We start from the raw sequence: 15,428 nt of genomic DNA, 5'->3' as shown, positions 1-15,428 counted from the left end.
TTTCTGGCATCGAACTGCAGGGTCGGGATGCATTGAAGAGATGCTGCGACCGCTGACGCGCTTGCAGCGCTCCAGTCTGCGCATTCCGTGGTTGGCTCGGCTGATCATCAGCCACTGGGTCGCGGAGGATGGGACGCGTGGAACCAGGGCGTCGATCTGAGCGAGCCGCGAGCGTCGCCGACAACCCAATGCAATATTCGCTTTCGCCCGCCGCGTGATCGCGATCAAATAGGGTGTTCCTTTTGCAACTCAGGAGGTCCGACATGTTCAATCGCATTCTTGTTGCCACCGATGGCTCCGAGCTGTCGGAACGAGCTGTTTCCAAGGCCATCGACCTGAGCCTGTTGAGCGGAGCCGAACTGCATGTGATCGCCGTGGCTCACCTGGAGCCGCACAGCTACTTCGAGGGCTCGTCACGGTTGAGCCAGCGGCAGATCGACGAAGCGCATCAACGCTCGGTCGCAGCTGCCCAGAACTTGGTGGACGCCGTCAGAGACAACGCGCTCGCGAAGGGGGTTCGTCGCGCGCAGGCCATTGTCGCGAGATCGAACCACGTGGCCGAGTCCATCATCGAGCACGCGAAGGCCCAGGACTGCGACCTGATCGTGATGGCCTCGCACGGGCGCCGAGGTTTCGCGCGCATGTTGATGGGGAGCGAAACCTTGCACGTGCTGACGCACTCGCAGACGCCCGTTTTGGTGCTGCGTTAGCCGTGATTCCATGACGCCCCGGTCGGCGGATCCCTTCCGACGGACGATCGCGATGAAGCTGTGCTTGCGCGCGATCCTCGGGGGCAAGGCTCAATGGCAGCCGAAGTTCACCTCCGCCTCCGGATTGAGACTGACAGGAGTGACGCCGGACGAGGGGGTCGGGTGGCAGACTTCAACCCTGGCCCTTGCGACACCGTGTCTGCGTGCGGGTGCACCGTCCGATTTGCGCAGGCGCAGCGCCAACGCCCGCTTTCTCCCGAAGCCATGTACCCCACCCTGTTCATTCATCATGATGTGATGTACGGGCCAAAGCTTGCATGTCCGGGGGACTCGTGCAAGCATCTGACCCGGGACCGCCGACGATGCCGACCCCGCTTGCTATCGGAACAGCGATTCGAGAAACCGAAGGAGACATCATGTTGAAGACTCTTTTTGCATTGGCGATCATTGCGGCAACGGCCATGGGCCCGGCGCAGGCGCAACAGCCCATCATCATCAAGTTCAGCCATGTCGTGGCCGAGAACACGCCCAAGGGACAAGCGGCCCTCAAGTTCAAGGAGCTTGCCGAGAAGAAGCTGCCAGGCAAAGTGCAAGTCCAGGTGTTCCCGAGTTCGCAGCTGTTCGGCGATGCGAAGGAACTGGAGGCGCTGCTTCTTGGCGACGTGCAGCTGATCGCTCCCTCGCTTTCAAAATTCGACCGCTATACGAAGAAGATCCAGGTTTTCGACCTGCCCTTCCTGTTCGACGATGTCGAGGCGGTCGATCGCTTCCAGGCAGGGCCGCAGGGCCAATCGCTGCTCACGGCGATGAAAGAGAAGGGCCTGCTTGGCCTGGCCTACTGGCACAACGGGATGAAGGAGCTGTCGACCAACAGGGACAAACTGCAGCGTCCCGAGGATGTCAAAGGGTTGAAATTCAGAATCCAGTCGTCCGATGTCCTCGAAGCACAGTTTCGGGCCGTAGGTGCAAACCCGCAGAAGATGGCCTTCAGCGAGGTGTACCAGGCGCTACAAACTGGCGTGGTCGACGGACAGGAGAACACTTGGTCCAACATTTATTCGCAGAAGTACCACGAGGTGCAGAAGTCGATCGCGGTGACCAACCATGGCGTCATCGACTACATGGTCGTCACCAATGCCAAGTGGTGGGAAGGGTTGCCGGCTGATGTGCGCAAGGGACTGTCGGAAGCGATGGGCGAGGCCACCAAGTTCGGCAACAATGTGGCCAACGACCTGAATGAGCGCGACCGCAAACGAATTGTCGAAGCAGGAAAGGCGAAGGTCGTTGCGTTGTCCAAGGACGATGTCGCCGCATGGCGCAAAGCGATGGAGCCGGTCTGGAAGAAGTTCGAAGGCGAGATCGGCAAGGACCTGATCCAGGCCGCGCAGAAGTCCAACGAGTAGTCGCGCTCGCCGCCCCCTCAAGGTCGCTTCACCGATGGCGTGGCTCGAAAAGCTGGAGGAGGGCCTGATCGCTCTTCTCCTGGCCTTGATGACAGCGATCACCTTCGCGCAGGTGGTCGCGCGCTATCTCTTCAACTACAGCTTCGTCTGGGCGCTCGAGCTCACCACGGTGCTGTTCGCCTGGCTGATCTTCCTGGGCATGTCGTACGGGGTGCGCGTGGGTGCGCACATCGGCGTCGACGCCGTGGTCAAGTCGCTGGGCCCGCGCGCCGCGCGAGTGGTCGCCTGCATCGCCGCCGTGCTCTGCCTGGTTTATGCAGTGATCTTCATCGTCGGGGGCTCAGTCTACCTGCAGAAGATGTACGCGATCGGCATCGACATGCAGGACATCCCGCTTCCCCAGTGGGTGCCACGGCTGGTGCTGCCGGTCGGCTTCGCGTTGCTGGCGTTTCGCTTTTGCCAAGCGCTGTACGGCGCAATGCGGGGCAGGGATGTGCACTTGATCGGCGACGAAGCCGAGGATGCGCTCAAGCTGCGGGCGGATGCGCCACCGACGCGCCCGGAGCAGGAATGACGACCGCCTCCCTCTTTGCCATGCTCCTCCTGCTCATGGCGCTCGGGATGCCGGTCGCGGTCGCGCTGGGCCTGTCGTCAGCACTGACAATTCTCTTCTTCGGCCAGGATTCGATCGCCTCCTTGTCGCTGAAACTGTTCGAGACGTCCGAGCACTACACCTTGCTGGCGATTCCTTTTTTCCTGCTGTCCGGCGCTTTCATGACGACCGGGGGTGTCGCGAAGCGCATGATTGTCTTTGCGAACGCCTGCATCGGCCATCTGCGCGGCGGGCTGGCGATGGCCTCGGTCATGGCCTGTATGCTCTTCGCCGCAGTTTCCGGGTCGTCGCCGGCCACCGTGGTCGCGGTGGGTTCGATCGTGATCGCGGGCATGGTGAAGGCCGGCTACTCGCAACCCTTCGCTGCCGGCGTCATCTGCAACGCCGGCACGCTGGGAATCCTCATCCCGCCGTCCATCGTGATGGTCGTCTATGGCGCGGCGACCGAAACGTCCGTCGGAAAGCTCTTCATGGCCGGTGTGATTCCCGGCATCGTGCTGGGTCTGATGCTCATGATGGCCATCTACATCCGCGCCCGGATGATCAACCTGCCGCAGCAGCCGCGCGCCGGCTGGCGCGAGGTGCTCGTTGCCGGTCGCAACTCGCTCTGGGGCCTCATGCTGCTGGTGATCATTCTCGGCGGCATCTATGGCGGCGTGTTCACGCCGACCGAGGCAGCCGCGGTGGCGGCGGTCTATTCGTTCATCGTCGCGGTCTTCGTCTATCGTGACATCGGCGTCCGGGACGTGCCGCGCGTGCTCGTCGACGCGGGCAAGGTCACGGTCATGCTGATGTTCATCGTCGCCAATGCCCTGCTGTTCGCGCACGTGCTGACCACGGAGCGAATTCCGCAGACGATCGCCGAGCAGATCGTTGGCATGGGCCTGGCACCTTGGCAGTTCCTGATCGTCGTCAACGTGCTGCTGCTGATTGCCGGGGCCTTCATGGAACCCACCGGCATCATCCTGATCCTGGCGCCGATCCTGTTCCCGATCGCCACCGCGCTGGGCATCGATCCGGTGCATCTGGGCATCATCATGGTCGTGAACCTCGAGATCGGCATGGTGACCCCGCCGGTCGGACTGAACCTGTTCGTCACCTCCGGCATCACCGGCATGTCGGTGATGCAGGTCGTTCGCGCGGCGCTGCCGTGGCTGATGGTGCTGCTCGTCTTCCTGATCCTCATTACCTACGTTCCGCAGTTGACTTTGTTCTTGCCGGGGCTGCTGTTTTGAGGGTTCAGCTCATTCCTATCGCGTTCCTGCGCATGCGGGCCAAGGCGTGTTTCCTGGCCATAGCGCTGGCCATGGCGCCTCCGGCCATCGCACAGATCACCGGCCAAACAGACAGCCTCGATTGCAGCGCCGAAGAAGCTGCTCTCGAGCGCGACATCGATCTCGCCCACGCCAGAGGCCAGATGCTGCGCCGGCGCCAGCTGGCCGATGCGCTGGCTGCGCTGCAAACCCGGTGCAAGACGCGCACGCCGGAGCGCAGCCGCGAAGCGCGCATCAAAAGCCTGGAGCAGCGAATCAGGGAACTGCGGCTGGAACTCGACCATGCAGAAGAGCAACTGCGGGAGTTGAAGTCCGCCGGATCATGACGGCTCGCCCTGTATCGCCCGCCGTCCCCACGCGGTTAAACTCTACGAGGGTGTCCACCTCTTTGCGGTGGGACAGGTTCAGCGCTGGTCGGGCCGCCACGCGGTTGTTCCGTGTCCGAGAAGCCGATGCCCTCACAGACGATAGAGTTGATCGCGGCCACCTTCTTTGCAGTCGCGCTGGTCCATCTCCATCGGAGGGACCTTGACATCCTTTGCGGCGCCTCTGGTCTTGATGGTCGCGTCGACATGGAATTGGCACTCGTCCTTCATGCTGGCCACCTTCGGCTGGAAAGCAGCGATCGCGGTACTGGTGAACGCGACTGTCGCAACCGTGGTCCTGCGCAGCCACCTCCAGGAAGCGGCGCAGGCCGACCAGCCCGCACAGTGTTCCGCTGGCGGTGGTGGCGGTGCACCTGGGCTTTCTCGTCGGCGTCGTGATGCTCGCGCGTCACCCTGTCGTGTTCCTCGGGCTCTTCCTGCTGTTACTGGGCTTCGCGCTGGCCTACGAGCGGCACCAGAGCCCGTTGATCATCTGGGAAGCGCTGCTGGTGGCGTACTTCCTGGCGGGCCTGGTAGTGCTCGGTGGCATGCAACAGTGGTGGCTGCAGCCAATCGTGTCGGGCATGTCGCCCAAGATGCTGTTCTTCGGAGCAACAGCCCTTACTGCCGCGATCGACAAGGCTGCCTTGACCTACCTGGGCTCACTCATCACGGTCATCTCCGAGGAAGGCAACTACAGCCTCGTGGCCGGCGCGGTCGCGGGAGGCGGCTTGACCATGCGCGCGAATGCGCCGAACCCGGCCGGGGTGGCGCTCCTGAAGCGAGGCCTCCCCGACGAAGCCATCAGTGCGGGTGGACTGCTCCTGGGCGCGCTGATGCCGACGCTGGTCGCGGCGGCTGCGCTGACGATCTTGTAAGGACTGCCGGCGTGCGATCATTCTTAGCTGCGGCCAGACAACGCGAATGTCGCGGCCACTTGCACGCCCGCCTTCCCGCACCACAGCCACCGCGGCTCAGCCGGTCCGGCCTGACGATGTCTCCGCTTCAACGTTGGATCACGGCACTCGTCGTGGCTGCGGCCGCAGGAGCGGCGCAGGCGCAGCCGGGCAAGGCGGGAACGAGCGAATGGCAACGGTCCTCGCCGAGCGAGCAGGGTCTGGACGTCGAGCTTCTGAACGAGCTCACTCACAGGCTGAAGTCAGAAGAGAGGAATGTCAGGAGCGTGGTGGTCGTGCGCAACGGTCGCCTCGCCTTCGAATACGATCGGGATGGCTTGGGGCCCCTGAGCCTGCACGACATGCGATCGGCAACCATGAGCGTAGTATCGACGCTGTTGGGTGTCGCGCTTCAGAAAGGCTTCATCAAGGGCGTCGAGCAGCCCATCGCCGAGTTTCTTCCCGAAGCGCGCGCCGAGGGCGTCGACCCACGCGTCAGCACGATCACTCTCGCACATATCTTGACCCTGACGGCCGGATTTGAGCCAGCGGTCAAACAGGTCGGCAAGTGGGCGTTCCCTACGGACTTTGCACTGCGGCGGCCGTTGGTCAGCAATCCCGGCACGACGTTCAGCTTCAACCCCGGCACGGCGCACCTCGCAGCCAGGGTGCTGAGGAGCGCAACCGGAGAAAGGATATCGCGCTTCGCACGGAAGCACCTTTTCGGGCCGCTCGGAATCCAGCGCTATTTGTGGCAGATCGACGGGCCGGGCGGCGGCGAACTCGGGTACAGCGGCCTGCAACTCACGACCCGCGACATGGCGAAGCTCGGTCAGTTGCAGTTGCAGCAAGGATCCTGGAACGGAAGAACGCTTGTGCCGGCTGAGTACGCCCAGGCAGCAACGAGAAAGCAAAGCGGCGGTGGGCCACCCATGAACTGGAACTACGGGTATGCATGGTGGGTCGCGCCGTCGCTCAAACTCCCGGCTCCGTACATGGCGGGGGCCGATGATGGTCAACGAATCTACGTCAACCCAAGCATGAGCCTGGTGGTGGTGGTCGCTTCGGACTCTGCTCACGAGCGGAACGCGGGTCAAAGTCAAGCCGACGGCGTCATCAACGACATTGTTCTTCGTGTGGTCAGAAGATGAGCGAGCCCATCTTGAATCCTGTCAACCTCATGCACCGTGTCGAGCAAGCCCGATGAATCGTGAACCCGATTTCCTGGAGAACCTGCGCGCAGAGCTCTCGAGCGGCCGCATCTGGCTCGACCGTGCGATCGTTCTTGCCTATGCGGTGGCGGCGGGCCTGTTCGTGGTGGCATTCACGATCGCCAGCGATTACGTCTTCGGGCTGTTCCACAGTCTGTATCGGTCCTGTCCCTGGGCGATCCTGCTCTGGACGCCGGCGGCGACGGCCGCCATCGTCTGGGCAACGCGACGATGGTTCCCGGGCGCCGCCGGTTCGGGCATTCCGCAAGTCAAGGCTGCACTGCATCCGGCCCTTCCACCTGAGCGGCGACATCGCCTGGTGTCGTTGCGACTCACGGTTGCCAAGATCGGGCTCGCGGTGGCGGGGCTCGGCGCGGGCTTGTCGATCGGCCGCGAAGGCCCTTCGGTGCAGGTCGCTGCCGGCGTCATGCAGCACGCTCGCCGCTGGCTCTCGCCCGGCACGGCGATAGACGCGCGCGCCCTGCTGGTTGCGGGCGGCGCGGCCGGCATCGCGGCCGCCTTCAATGCGCCGCTCGCCGGCATCGTGTTCGCGATCGAGGAGCTGTCAGGCCGCCTTGAGGCGCGCGCGAGCGGGCTCATCATCACAGCAATCGTGCTGGCTGGCCTCATCGCCGTATCGGCCTTCGGCAATCTCAGCTATTTTGGCGTGATCAGGGTGCCACATATCGGCTGGGACGCCCTGGGTCCGGGGCTGCTTGTGGCGCTGGCGACGGGGGTGGCGGGCGGCTTGTTTGCGCGGCTCCTGGTTGCTTCGCTCACCGGCGGGCCACAGCGGCTGAACCGCATTCGCGCCCGCTGGCCCGTGCGCTTCGCTGCGGTTGGCGGACTCGCGATTGCGGTGATCGGGTTGGTGACCGGTGGGGTGACCTTCGGCGCGGGGTCCGAAGCCGTCAAGGGCATGCTGGCCGGTCATGAGGAGCTGTCGCCGCTCCACACCGTGCTCAAGTTTATTGCGACCTGGCTCACCGCCTGGTGCGGCGTCCCCGGCGGTATCTTCGCGCCGGCGCTCTCGATCGGTGCCGGCATCGGCAACAGCGTCGCGCAACTGGCCGGCGCCGATCTCGGGCCGGCCCTGATCGCGATGGGCATGGCCGGCTTCCTTGCCGCAGTGACGCAGGCACCGCTCACGGCCTTCATCATCGTCATGGAAATGGTGGACGGCCATGCGATGGTGCTGAGCCTGATGACCTCGGCCATGCTGGCAAGCCTGGTGTCGAGGATGATCAGTCGGCCGCTCTACGAATCGCTGGCTGAGCACATGGTAGCGGTTGCCATAGGCTCGCCGACCCCGGTGGTGACGGCGCCGCAACCAAAGCCAGCGGAAAGGCCGCCTGCCCTGTGACGCGCTTTTTGCATGCCACTCTCGAATGGGCCGGGCAGGGGACGGCTCTTCTGGTGACCTTCAGGCGCGTCGCCGACATGGGGAGCGGTCGCGGTTGGACGTCACCTCTGGATCTGGGTTCAGATCGTTGAACTTGAATGAATAGGTTGCTCCATGGAAGTCGCTGCCCCAGTGCCCAGTGTGCCGCAAAGATTGAGGGTGCTTGTTGTTGAGGACGACCCGACCACCTTGAGCGTTGCCCTCGATACGCTCGAGACATTGGGCCACTGGGCGACGGGGGTGAAAAGCGCGGAGATCGCCCTGGATCGGTTCTTCGAGGGCGCCTTCGACGTGGTGATGATCGACATAGGCTTGCCGGCGCTGTCGGGGCGGCAACTCGCCGAGAAGCTGCAGGCTCGTCACCGCGTGCCGGTGATCTTTTGCACCGCTGAAGTGGAGCCGAAGGTGCCGAGCCCTGGCTGCCTATGGCTGTGCAAACCATATGGCATTGCACAGCTGAGCGATGCCCTTGCAGATGCGGGCAGTCTGCTGGAAAAACCATCGGAAACGTCATGATGCGATGGGAGGCGAGCCTGGCTTGTCATGGGACGAGCGCGCCGAATTGGCCTGTCGCTCGGCGAGGCACATCTTCCTGCTCAATGCAGCGGACAACCTTGGTGGGGCGACGACGCCGGTCAATAAAAGCGCTCGAACAGGGCTGCCTAGATCGCTTGAACTGTCGTTGAATTCCTGGGTGAACCGGCATCCGCGGTCGCTGCACGCTCTGCGCGTTCCTGCCCCGCCGTCCGCAAGCGGAATTCCGGAGCCTCGCCGTCCTTGTTGGCGCCCGCGTAGAGCGTCATGTGCGGATAGGGGATCTCGATGCCCCGCTGATCGAAAGCACCCTTCAGGCGCCGCAGATACTCCCGCCGCACCCCCCACTGCTCCAGCGGAGCGACCTTGAATCGGCAGCGCAGCACCACGGCGCTTTCGTCGAGCCGCTCGACGCCCGCGACTTCGAGATCGGCAAGAATCTTCCTGGCGAACGCTTCATCTTTGCGCAGCGAGGCGGCAACCTCCTTCATCACTGCCAGCACTTCGTCCACGTCTTCCCGGTACGCAACACCCACGTCGATGACCGCTTGCGCATACCCGCGGCCCATGTTGGTCACTGTCGTGATCAGGCCGTTGGGCACGAAGTGCACATTACCGTCATAGTCGCGCAGCCGCACGTGGCGCAAGGTGATGTCCTCGACAAGGCCGCCAATGTCGGCCACCTTGACCACGTCACCGGTCCGTATCTGGTCTTCGAAGAGGATGAAGAAGCCCGTGAAGTAGTCCTTCACCAGGCTCTGCGCCCCGAAGCCGATGGCCAGCCCGACCACGCCGGCCGCCCCCAGGATGGGGGCCAGCGACACCCCGACCTCGGCCAGCACCAGCATGACGGCCACGGCGCTGATGACCAGCGCCACCATGTAGCGAACGACGCGCCCGAGGGTCTCGGCGCGACGTGCAGCGTCGGCGCCGCCGAGCCGGTCTGCGACCCGCATGCGAACGCTGCGCACCAGCTTCTGCAACACGACGATCGACACCCAGGCGACGACGATGATCAGCACGATGCGCAGCCCCGCCAGCGCCGGGCCGCTCCAGCGCTCCCAATCCAGCGATTGCACCCATTGAAGGAAGGCGTCCATCTATTCTTTCCTTTCGAATTCAAGCTTGGTCAATCCGTCCAAAGAACGGTTGGATGCGAGACCTCGCAATGGTTCCCCGTAGCGCAGGCAGGTCGCCCCCACAGAGCTCGCCAGTGCGTTCTCGCTGGTGATCTGCCCATGGCCAGCGTGCACGCTGGGCGAGGCATCGCAATAGACCGCGCGGGACCCGACCACCAAATGCGCGATCGACCCGCAGCCCATCGGCGACGCGAAGCTGCCTGTAGATCTTCAGCCACTCGTGCAGCCGTTAGCCCCTCAGCACCCGAACCCGGCGGTGGTACCGAAGATGCTGGCGATCGTCAGCCCGGTCTCATCGTCCAATGGGCGCCGCAGCTTGCCAAGCTCTGCACACTCGAACGCCCAGACCTGAGGCAAACCCTAGCCGGGCAGCGTTGACCATCCCGGGGCGTGTCTGTTACATATGACGGGTACACCCTTTGTATTAGTCCCATGCAGGATGCCACAACCAAGCCACTCAAGATTTTGGTCGTCGACGATGACGCTCGCATCCGGGATCTCCTCAGAAGGTACCTGGCCAACGAGGGGTTCGAGGTCATGGTTGCCGAAGACGGCAAGGCGCTGAGCCGGATCATCATGAGAGACACGCTGGACCTGATCGTGTTGGATCTGATGATGCCGGGCGAGGACGGGTTATCGATCTGCCGTCGCTTGCGAGCGGCGAATGATCGCACGCCGATCATCATGTTGACGGCCAAGGGGGAGGATGTCGATCGAATCGTCGGCCTGGAAGTCGGCGCCGATGACTACCTCGGCAAGCCGTTCAATCCGCGAGAGTTGTTGGCGAGAGTCAATGCCGTACTCCGTCGGCGTCCGATCATGGAAGTGCCTGGTGCACCCTCGAGCGAGGGCGGAGAGGTCAAGTTCGGGCCCTACACCCTGGATCTGGGATTGCGCACGCTCGTGCGCGATGGAGAACAGCTGACCATCACGACCGGCGAGTTCTCCATGCTCAAGGCACTGGTGCGGCATCCCCGTCAGCCGCTGTCCAGAGAAAAGCTTGCACAACTTGCGCGCGGCCGGGAGTTCGAACCCTTTGATCGCAGCCTGGACGTTCAGGTGTCGCGCCTGCGCAAGATGATCGAGGACGACGCGTCCGCGCCCAAATACATCCAGACCGTCTGGGGAGTGGGGTACGTGTTCGTACCAGACGGCAGCATCTGATCAACTCAGGCTGCGTGACGCTGAGGAAGAGGTGCCGCGATGTTGGTGAGTTCCAGGAAGCTCACGCGCAGGAAGCACACCAGCTCGATCGCGTGGCGAGGCTCCTATGGTTCTTGGTTCTTTGCCGGACGTCGCGCCTGGACCTGCTGGGCGTAGCCATGTTGCTTGGGCAGGCGAACGCCGGCCAGCGACCCCTCGTGCACGCCGAGCAATTTGAGGTAGCCCGCAGTTTCTTCTCCAGCGTGGCGAAGGCGAAGGCCGACAATAACGTCCGCCGCCGGCCAAGAGGCTCGACAAGGAACCGGTCATCCGCGCGTCGAATTTTCTGGCTGCAGCTTCACCTTGATCCACTCGCTCGTTCGTGCGCCCGGCAGATAGATGCTGGAACGGCGCTTTGCGATGAGGCCCTTCATCCCCAGCAGCTTGACGGTCCCCTTCAGCAACCGCTTCGCGCCCTCCTCAAAGTACTCCACCACGACGATGCCCCGAGACGGCTCAGTAAACAAACGACTCAGAGCGGCCTTGCGGAGCAACAGTGGCTGGGTCGTGATATCTGCGCCTCGATCGATGAGGAGGTCGAAGACACAGTAGACAACCGGCTTCGCCCTTCGTACCAGCGCCGATGATGAGTGCGCTTCTGAAGTGCCTCGACGTCGCTGCGGCCGAGATCGTCCAGCACGCAGACCTCTCCATCGACGACAAACGGCCCGCCTGACACTTCGGCCAGGCTGTCGGTGATCTCGGGAAACCACTTGGTCGCGTCGGCGCCATTGCGCGTTCGCAACTGCACGGCACGCGCTCCGAACTCTGCCGTGACGCGTACGCCATCGTATTCCAGCTCATAGATCCAGCCGGGTTCCTCGAGGTCGAGCTGCCGCTCCGACAGCAGCATGGGCTTGAAGTCTGCGAGGCGGATCACTGTTGCTCCTCGCCCGCAACCTCAATGCGCTGAAGCAACGCGTCCGGGCCGGCGGAATACAGCGGGCTCCGTGAACCGACTCCCTGCGTGGGGATCCGAACCGGCACGTAGCCCATCCGTCGGTCCCGCATGACCAGCAATGCGACCGTTCGGCCTGCCGGTATGCGTGACAGGCTACGCCGAAAATCGTCGACGTTCTCGAGCCGCATGTCGTTCACGGCGATGATGAGATCGCCGGCGCGAATGCCCTCGCTACGCGCCAACCCGGCGGCTTCGCGAACAGCAGACCGCCATCAATGCGCAAGCGGTGGTCGGTGCCGATGAACACCATTAGCGGCCAACCTGCGGTGCAGACGATTGGACGTTTCGGCTTGCGCTTCTTGCTCTTGGGAACCCCCCGCGACCTAGCCGCTCCAACGTCGATCGTTGGCATCCGGCGCGATGGCTCATGCATTGCCCGCGACGCCAGGGTTTGGTGCGGCCACTGACGGCGTGGTTCGTCGGACGCCCTGCAACTGGAGAGTGCCATGAAAGCAGTTGGAATCACCATTCTGAGCGCGGTCTGTGCGATTGCGCAGTTCGCGACAGGCCCCGCGGCGGCCGCGACCCGCGCTACCACCGCCGCAGGTGTGCCCTATGTAAGCGGCGGCGTCGGGGACGCAGAGCAGAATCGACTGTCGTTCGAAGGCGGAAGGTTCAACCTGCGTGTCGTCACGGCCATGCGCCGCTCGGGCCAGTACCTCGCTGACGTGCGGGTGCACATTCTTGATTCGAAGGGTCAAAGCGTGTTCGACGAACGGCTTGACGGCCCATGGCTGCTGATTGACCTGCCTGCGGGCCGCTACGTTGTCGAGGCAGAGTTCGATGGAAAGACGCAGCGGCAAGCCACTTCGATGCGGCGCGACGGCCATCGGGAACCGATGTTCTATTTCGAAGGACCGCCGGATCAGCCCACCGCACCAACGAACGACAAGAAATCCGAGGTGCGCCTGCAACGCAAGCGCTTCGTGCTGAATGCCCCGGCTCAGGAGTTCCCCGGCCTGTTCTTGTCCCAGATCGCCAGCAAGATCAGGCCATAGGCCAACAGGCGAACAAAGTAGTGCAGCGGCAGTTCATCTTCGTTCCACGAAGACGTGACTGCCATGTGGATGCGGCTCGCAGCCTCGATCAGGAAGGAGAGCGCGAAGAGCAGGAAGAATCGGTCTCGCGTGCTCGTCCAGTAGCGCAGAAAGAACAGCGCGACGATGAACGATGCGACGGCGATTCCGCCAAGTAGAAATTGATGCATCGCAACTTTCGTCAGGAGTGGCTCTCCAGGACCAGGCCTACGAGCATCAGCAGCACCGCCACCAACGCCGTGCTCAAGCGCCAGATTGACATATCGATCGCGGTGAACAACAACCGGTCCAAGATCAATAGGACGTTGTTCGCCGTGAGCCCGACGAAACACAGGCCGCTCCACAACAGCAGTCGAACGCGGCTTCTTGCGTAGCTGCGCAACAGCAACGCGGCGCAGCAAAGCGCGGTGATTGCGCACAAGCCGTAAGTGATTTTGTCCATGTGTGCTAGTCCTTCCGGATCTTGAATGCGTCAGCAAAGCTACGCGCGGCGTTGCGAGTCGTACCGTGAATCAGATTGGTTATGCCGATCAAGTCATTGGCGTAGGCCGATGCCAGTCGATCGACAAGACTTGCCAGATTAGCGTCGAACGGCGCGTAGCGGTAGACGTCGGCGCGAGGCTCGCAGACCGTCAGCAACCCGGTCAGGCACAGCGCCTCCATCAAGTCGTCGGCAGTTTGCGGCTGCACATACAAGGCCCGAGCGACGTCCGACACGCTCAGACTCGCTTCGGGCTTCGCATGGAACATCAGCAGCGCCTCTAAGAAGGGGACCGATGGAATGCTCGTCAGCACAAACCGTCGTACATCGTCGGGAATCAATGGTCAACCTTGTGTTCGCGTGCCTTCAGGTCGTTGGGGCCAGACGAGGGGTCGCTGCCCCTGAGCGCCATTCGCTGTTCGGTATGAAGCCGCCGCTCGCGCACCGCGATCAGGTAGCTCGAGATCACGACGAACACCGCCACCACGCAGATAACCACGGTCGCCAGTGCGTTCACGGTCGGATCCAGCCCCCGGCGCGCTCGGGAAAAGATGACCAGTGGCAGCGTTGTCGAGCCCGGACCTGAAAGAAAGGCCGACATCACCACGTCGTCGAGCGACAGCGTGAACGTCAACAGCCAGGCTGCTACCAGCGACTGCGAGATCATCGGCAAGGTGACGAGAAAAAAGACCTGCAGCGGCCGAGCGCCCAGATCTTGGGCGGCTTCCTCGTACTGAGGGTTGAGGTCGCGCAGGCGGGCGCTGATCACCACCGTGGCATAGGCGATGCCCACCAGCAAGTGCCCGAGCCAGATCGTCACGAGACCGCGTTCAGGGAAGCCGAACAGGCGCTGGGCGGAAACCAGCATCAGCAGCAGGGAGAGGCCGACGATCACCTCGGGCATCACCAACGGGGCGTTGACCATGCCCGAGAACAGTGTGCGGCCCCTGAACCCGGGCAAGCGCTCCAAGGAGAACGCGGCCAGGGTTCCAAAGAAGATGGAGCCGGTAGCGGTGGCCGCCGCGATCCTCAACGACAGGAATAGACCCTCGCGGATCGCTTCGTCCTCGATCAGCTTTCTGTACCAGCGCAGGCTGAAGCCGGACCAGACGTTGGGCACCAGTGAATCCGTGAAGCTGAACACCACCAGCGCGGCGATGGGCAGGTAGAGGAAGGCAAATCCCAGCATCAGCCAAGAGCGGCTGGTCCAGCGTCCGGCGCGGGTGACGATCATGAACGTGCCGCCTTGGCCTGGTTGCTGTTGAAGATGGCCAGCGGCACGAGGATGAGCAGCACCATCACGACCGCGACACTGGAGGCCATTGGCCAATCGTTGTTGGAGAAGAATTCGTCCCAAAGCACGCGGCCGATCATCAGCGTTTCCGGACCTCCGAGCAGTTCTGGGATCACGTACTCGCCCACACAGGGAATGAAGACCAGCATGGCGCCCGCGATGATGCCGCTCCTTGACAGCGGCACAGTGACGCGCCAGAAGGCCTGCCAAGGCGTGGCACCCAGGTCCTGCGCGGCTTCGAGCAGCCCCAGGTCGAGCTTGGACAGCGTGCCGTAGAGCGGCAGCACCATGAATGGCAGGTAGGTGTAGACCATACCCAGCACGAGCGAGAAAGGCGTGTACATGAACTGCCCCGGCGCCGAGATGAGGCCCAGCGGCAGCAGCAGCTGATCGGCGTGCACGTTCATCAAGAACCTTCCGACCCAGCCGGTCTCGGCGTCCAGCAGGCCCTTCCAGGCGTAGACGCGCAATAGAAAGCTCGTCCAGAAGGGCAGCATCACGCCCATGAGCAGCAGGGGCTGCAAGCTGGCCGACGCGCGGGCCATGAAATAGGCAAACGGATAGCCGATGGCCAGGCAGATCAGCGTGGTGACACCGGCATACAGGAGCGACTGACCGTAGGTCGACCAGTAGATGTCGTCCTGGAAGATGGTCGCGTAGCTCAGTAAGTTGAGCTTTACGACCAGCGCCTGATCCGCATACACGAAGAGGTCGCTGATCTTCGCGCCATCCATCTCCGCGAAGCTGATGCGCAAGACGACGAGGAAGGGGAGCAGGAAGAAGACGAGGAGCCAGAGGTAAGGCGTGCCGATCACCAAGGCCGGACCCTTGAAGAGCCGGTGCCAACGCTGCGGGCGCTTGGCACCCTCGCCGTTGCTGTCTCCGATAGAAAGGGCCACGACTGC

At 63.1% G+C, this 15,428-nt stretch carries 17 protein-coding genes and 2 pseudogenes; 11 read left to right on the top strand and 8 right to left on the bottom strand.

Annotated features, from left to right (window positions below; genetic code table 11):
* Positions 1-263 precede the first annotated feature (263 nt).
* From AC3A6X_RS32665 to AC3A6X_RS32625, 9 genes and pseudogenes are all read left to right on the top strand, one after another.
* Entirely contained in the window at positions 264-710 is a 447-nt protein-coding gene (locus AC3A6X_RS32665) for a universal stress protein (RefSeq protein WP_487846073.1), read from the top strand.
* A 416-nt stretch (positions 711-1,126) separates the two neighbouring features.
* A complete protein-coding gene (locus AC3A6X_RS32660) occupies positions 1,127-2,113 on the top strand; it encodes a TRAP transporter substrate-binding protein (RefSeq protein ID WP_487846147.1) in 987 nt (328 codons plus the stop codon).
* A gap of 34 nt (positions 2,114-2,147) precedes the next feature.
* Positions 2,148-2,687: a TRAP transporter small permease gene (locus tag AC3A6X_RS32655; RefSeq protein WP_487846072.1), complete on the top strand. Its 540-nt coding sequence runs from the start codon at positions 2,148-2,150 to the stop codon at positions 2,685-2,687.
* Positions 2,684-3,961, top strand: a complete 1,278-nt coding sequence (locus AC3A6X_RS32650; RefSeq protein WP_487846071.1) for a TRAP transporter large permease — start codon at positions 2,684-2,686, stop codon at positions 3,959-3,961. Before AC3A6X_RS32655 ends, AC3A6X_RS32650 begins: the two co-directional genes overlap by 4 nt.
* Complete coding sequence (locus AC3A6X_RS32645; RefSeq protein WP_487846070.1) at positions 3,958-4,326, top strand: DUF1090 family protein; 369 nt, start codon at positions 3,958-3,960, stop codon at positions 4,324-4,326. The genes AC3A6X_RS32650 and AC3A6X_RS32645 overlap by 4 nt, the downstream gene beginning before the upstream one ends.
* 181 nt (positions 4,327-4,507) lie before the next feature.
* Positions 4,508-5,243, top strand: a pseudogene (locus tag AC3A6X_RS32640) (putative Na+/H+ antiporter); the annotation flags it as partial.
* 152 nt (positions 5,244-5,395) lie between these two features.
* Positions 5,396-6,412 carry a serine hydrolase domain-containing protein gene (locus AC3A6X_RS32635; RefSeq protein ID WP_487846069.1) on the top strand — a complete coding sequence of 339 codons (1,017 nt, stop codon included), beginning with the start codon at positions 5,396-5,398 and terminating at the stop codon, positions 6,410-6,412.
* A 52-nt stretch (positions 6,413-6,464) separates the two neighbouring features.
* On the top strand, positions 6,465-7,835 hold the full coding sequence (locus tag AC3A6X_RS32630; RefSeq protein ID WP_487846068.1) for a chloride channel protein: 1,371 nt from the start codon (positions 6,465-6,467) through the stop codon (positions 7,833-7,835).
* 153 nt (positions 7,836-7,988) lie between these two features.
* Positions 7,989-8,390 carry a response regulator gene (locus tag AC3A6X_RS32625; RefSeq protein ID WP_487846067.1) on the top strand — a complete coding sequence of 134 codons (402 nt, stop codon included), beginning with the start codon at positions 7,989-7,991 and terminating at the stop codon, positions 8,388-8,390.
* A gap of 146 nt (positions 8,391-8,536) precedes the next feature.
* Here AC3A6X_RS32625 and AC3A6X_RS32620 read toward each other — a convergent pair whose 3' ends face one another.
* Positions 8,537-9,508, bottom strand: a complete 972-nt coding sequence (locus AC3A6X_RS32620) for a mechanosensitive ion channel family protein (RefSeq protein WP_487846066.1) — start codon at positions 9,506-9,508, stop codon at positions 8,537-8,539.
* 471 nt (positions 9,509-9,979) lie between these two features.
* On the opposite strand from AC3A6X_RS32620, the gene ompR reads away from it, so the two are divergent.
* Positions 9,980-10,711: an osmolarity response regulator transcription factor OmpR gene (ompR, locus tag AC3A6X_RS32615; RefSeq protein WP_487846065.1), complete on the top strand. Its 732-nt coding sequence runs from the start codon at positions 9,980-9,982 to the stop codon at positions 10,709-10,711.
* A gap of 305 nt (positions 10,712-11,016) precedes the next feature.
* Here ompR and AC3A6X_RS32610 read toward each other — a convergent pair.
* Together AC3A6X_RS32610 and AC3A6X_RS32605 are read right to left on the bottom strand one after the other, a co-directional pair.
* A pseudogene (locus AC3A6X_RS32610) lies at positions 11,017-11,603 on the bottom strand (ATP-dependent DNA ligase).
* Positions 11,604-11,626: 23 nt separating this feature from the next.
* Positions 11,627-11,893, bottom strand: coding sequence for a PDZ domain-containing protein (locus AC3A6X_RS32605; protein ID WP_487846064.1), 267 nt, complete (start codon positions 11,891-11,893; stop codon positions 11,627-11,629).
* Between the two features lie 264 nt (positions 11,894-12,157).
* Here AC3A6X_RS32605 and AC3A6X_RS32600 point away from each other — a divergent pair, with 264 nt between their 5' ends.
* Complete coding sequence (locus AC3A6X_RS32600; RefSeq protein WP_487846063.1) at positions 12,158-12,709, top strand: hypothetical protein; 552 nt, start codon at positions 12,158-12,160, stop codon at positions 12,707-12,709.
* Here the strand turns inward: AC3A6X_RS32600 and AC3A6X_RS32595 are convergent.
* Genes AC3A6X_RS32595 through AC3A6X_RS32575 form a run of 5 tightly spaced genes read right to left on the bottom strand, consistent with a single transcriptional unit; the run spans position 12,655 to position 15,422 of the window.
* A complete protein-coding gene (locus AC3A6X_RS32595) occupies positions 12,655-12,918 on the bottom strand; it encodes a DUF5985 family protein (RefSeq protein ID WP_487846062.1) in 264 nt (87 codons plus the stop codon). The two genes, AC3A6X_RS32600 and AC3A6X_RS32595, sit on opposite strands and share 55 nt — an antisense overlap.
* A gap of 11 nt (positions 12,919-12,929) precedes the next feature.
* On the bottom strand, positions 12,930-13,190 hold the full coding sequence (locus AC3A6X_RS32590) for a DUF5985 family protein (protein ID WP_487846061.1): 261 nt from the start codon (positions 13,188-13,190) through the stop codon (positions 12,930-12,932).
* 5 nt (positions 13,191-13,195) lie between these two features.
* Positions 13,196-13,570: a hypothetical protein gene (locus tag AC3A6X_RS32585; RefSeq protein ID WP_487846060.1), complete on the bottom strand. Its 375-nt coding sequence runs from the start codon at positions 13,568-13,570 to the stop codon at positions 13,196-13,198.
* On the bottom strand, positions 13,567-14,463 hold the full coding sequence (locus AC3A6X_RS32580) for an ABC transporter permease (RefSeq protein ID WP_487846059.1): 897 nt from the start codon (positions 14,461-14,463) through the stop codon (positions 13,567-13,569). The genes AC3A6X_RS32585 and AC3A6X_RS32580 overlap by 4 nt, the downstream gene beginning before the upstream one ends.
* Positions 14,460-15,422: an ABC transporter permease gene (locus AC3A6X_RS32575; RefSeq protein WP_487846058.1), complete on the bottom strand. Its 963-nt coding sequence runs from the start codon at positions 15,420-15,422 to the stop codon at positions 14,460-14,462. Before AC3A6X_RS32575 ends, AC3A6X_RS32580 begins: the two co-directional genes overlap by 4 nt.
* Positions 15,423-15,428 lie beyond the last annotated feature (6 nt).

This window comes from Variovorax sp. Soil_C_12, assembly GCF_057657375.1.
The sequence above is the reverse complement of the archived record's forward strand: the minus strand, read 5'-3'. Positions and strand labels throughout refer to the sequence as shown.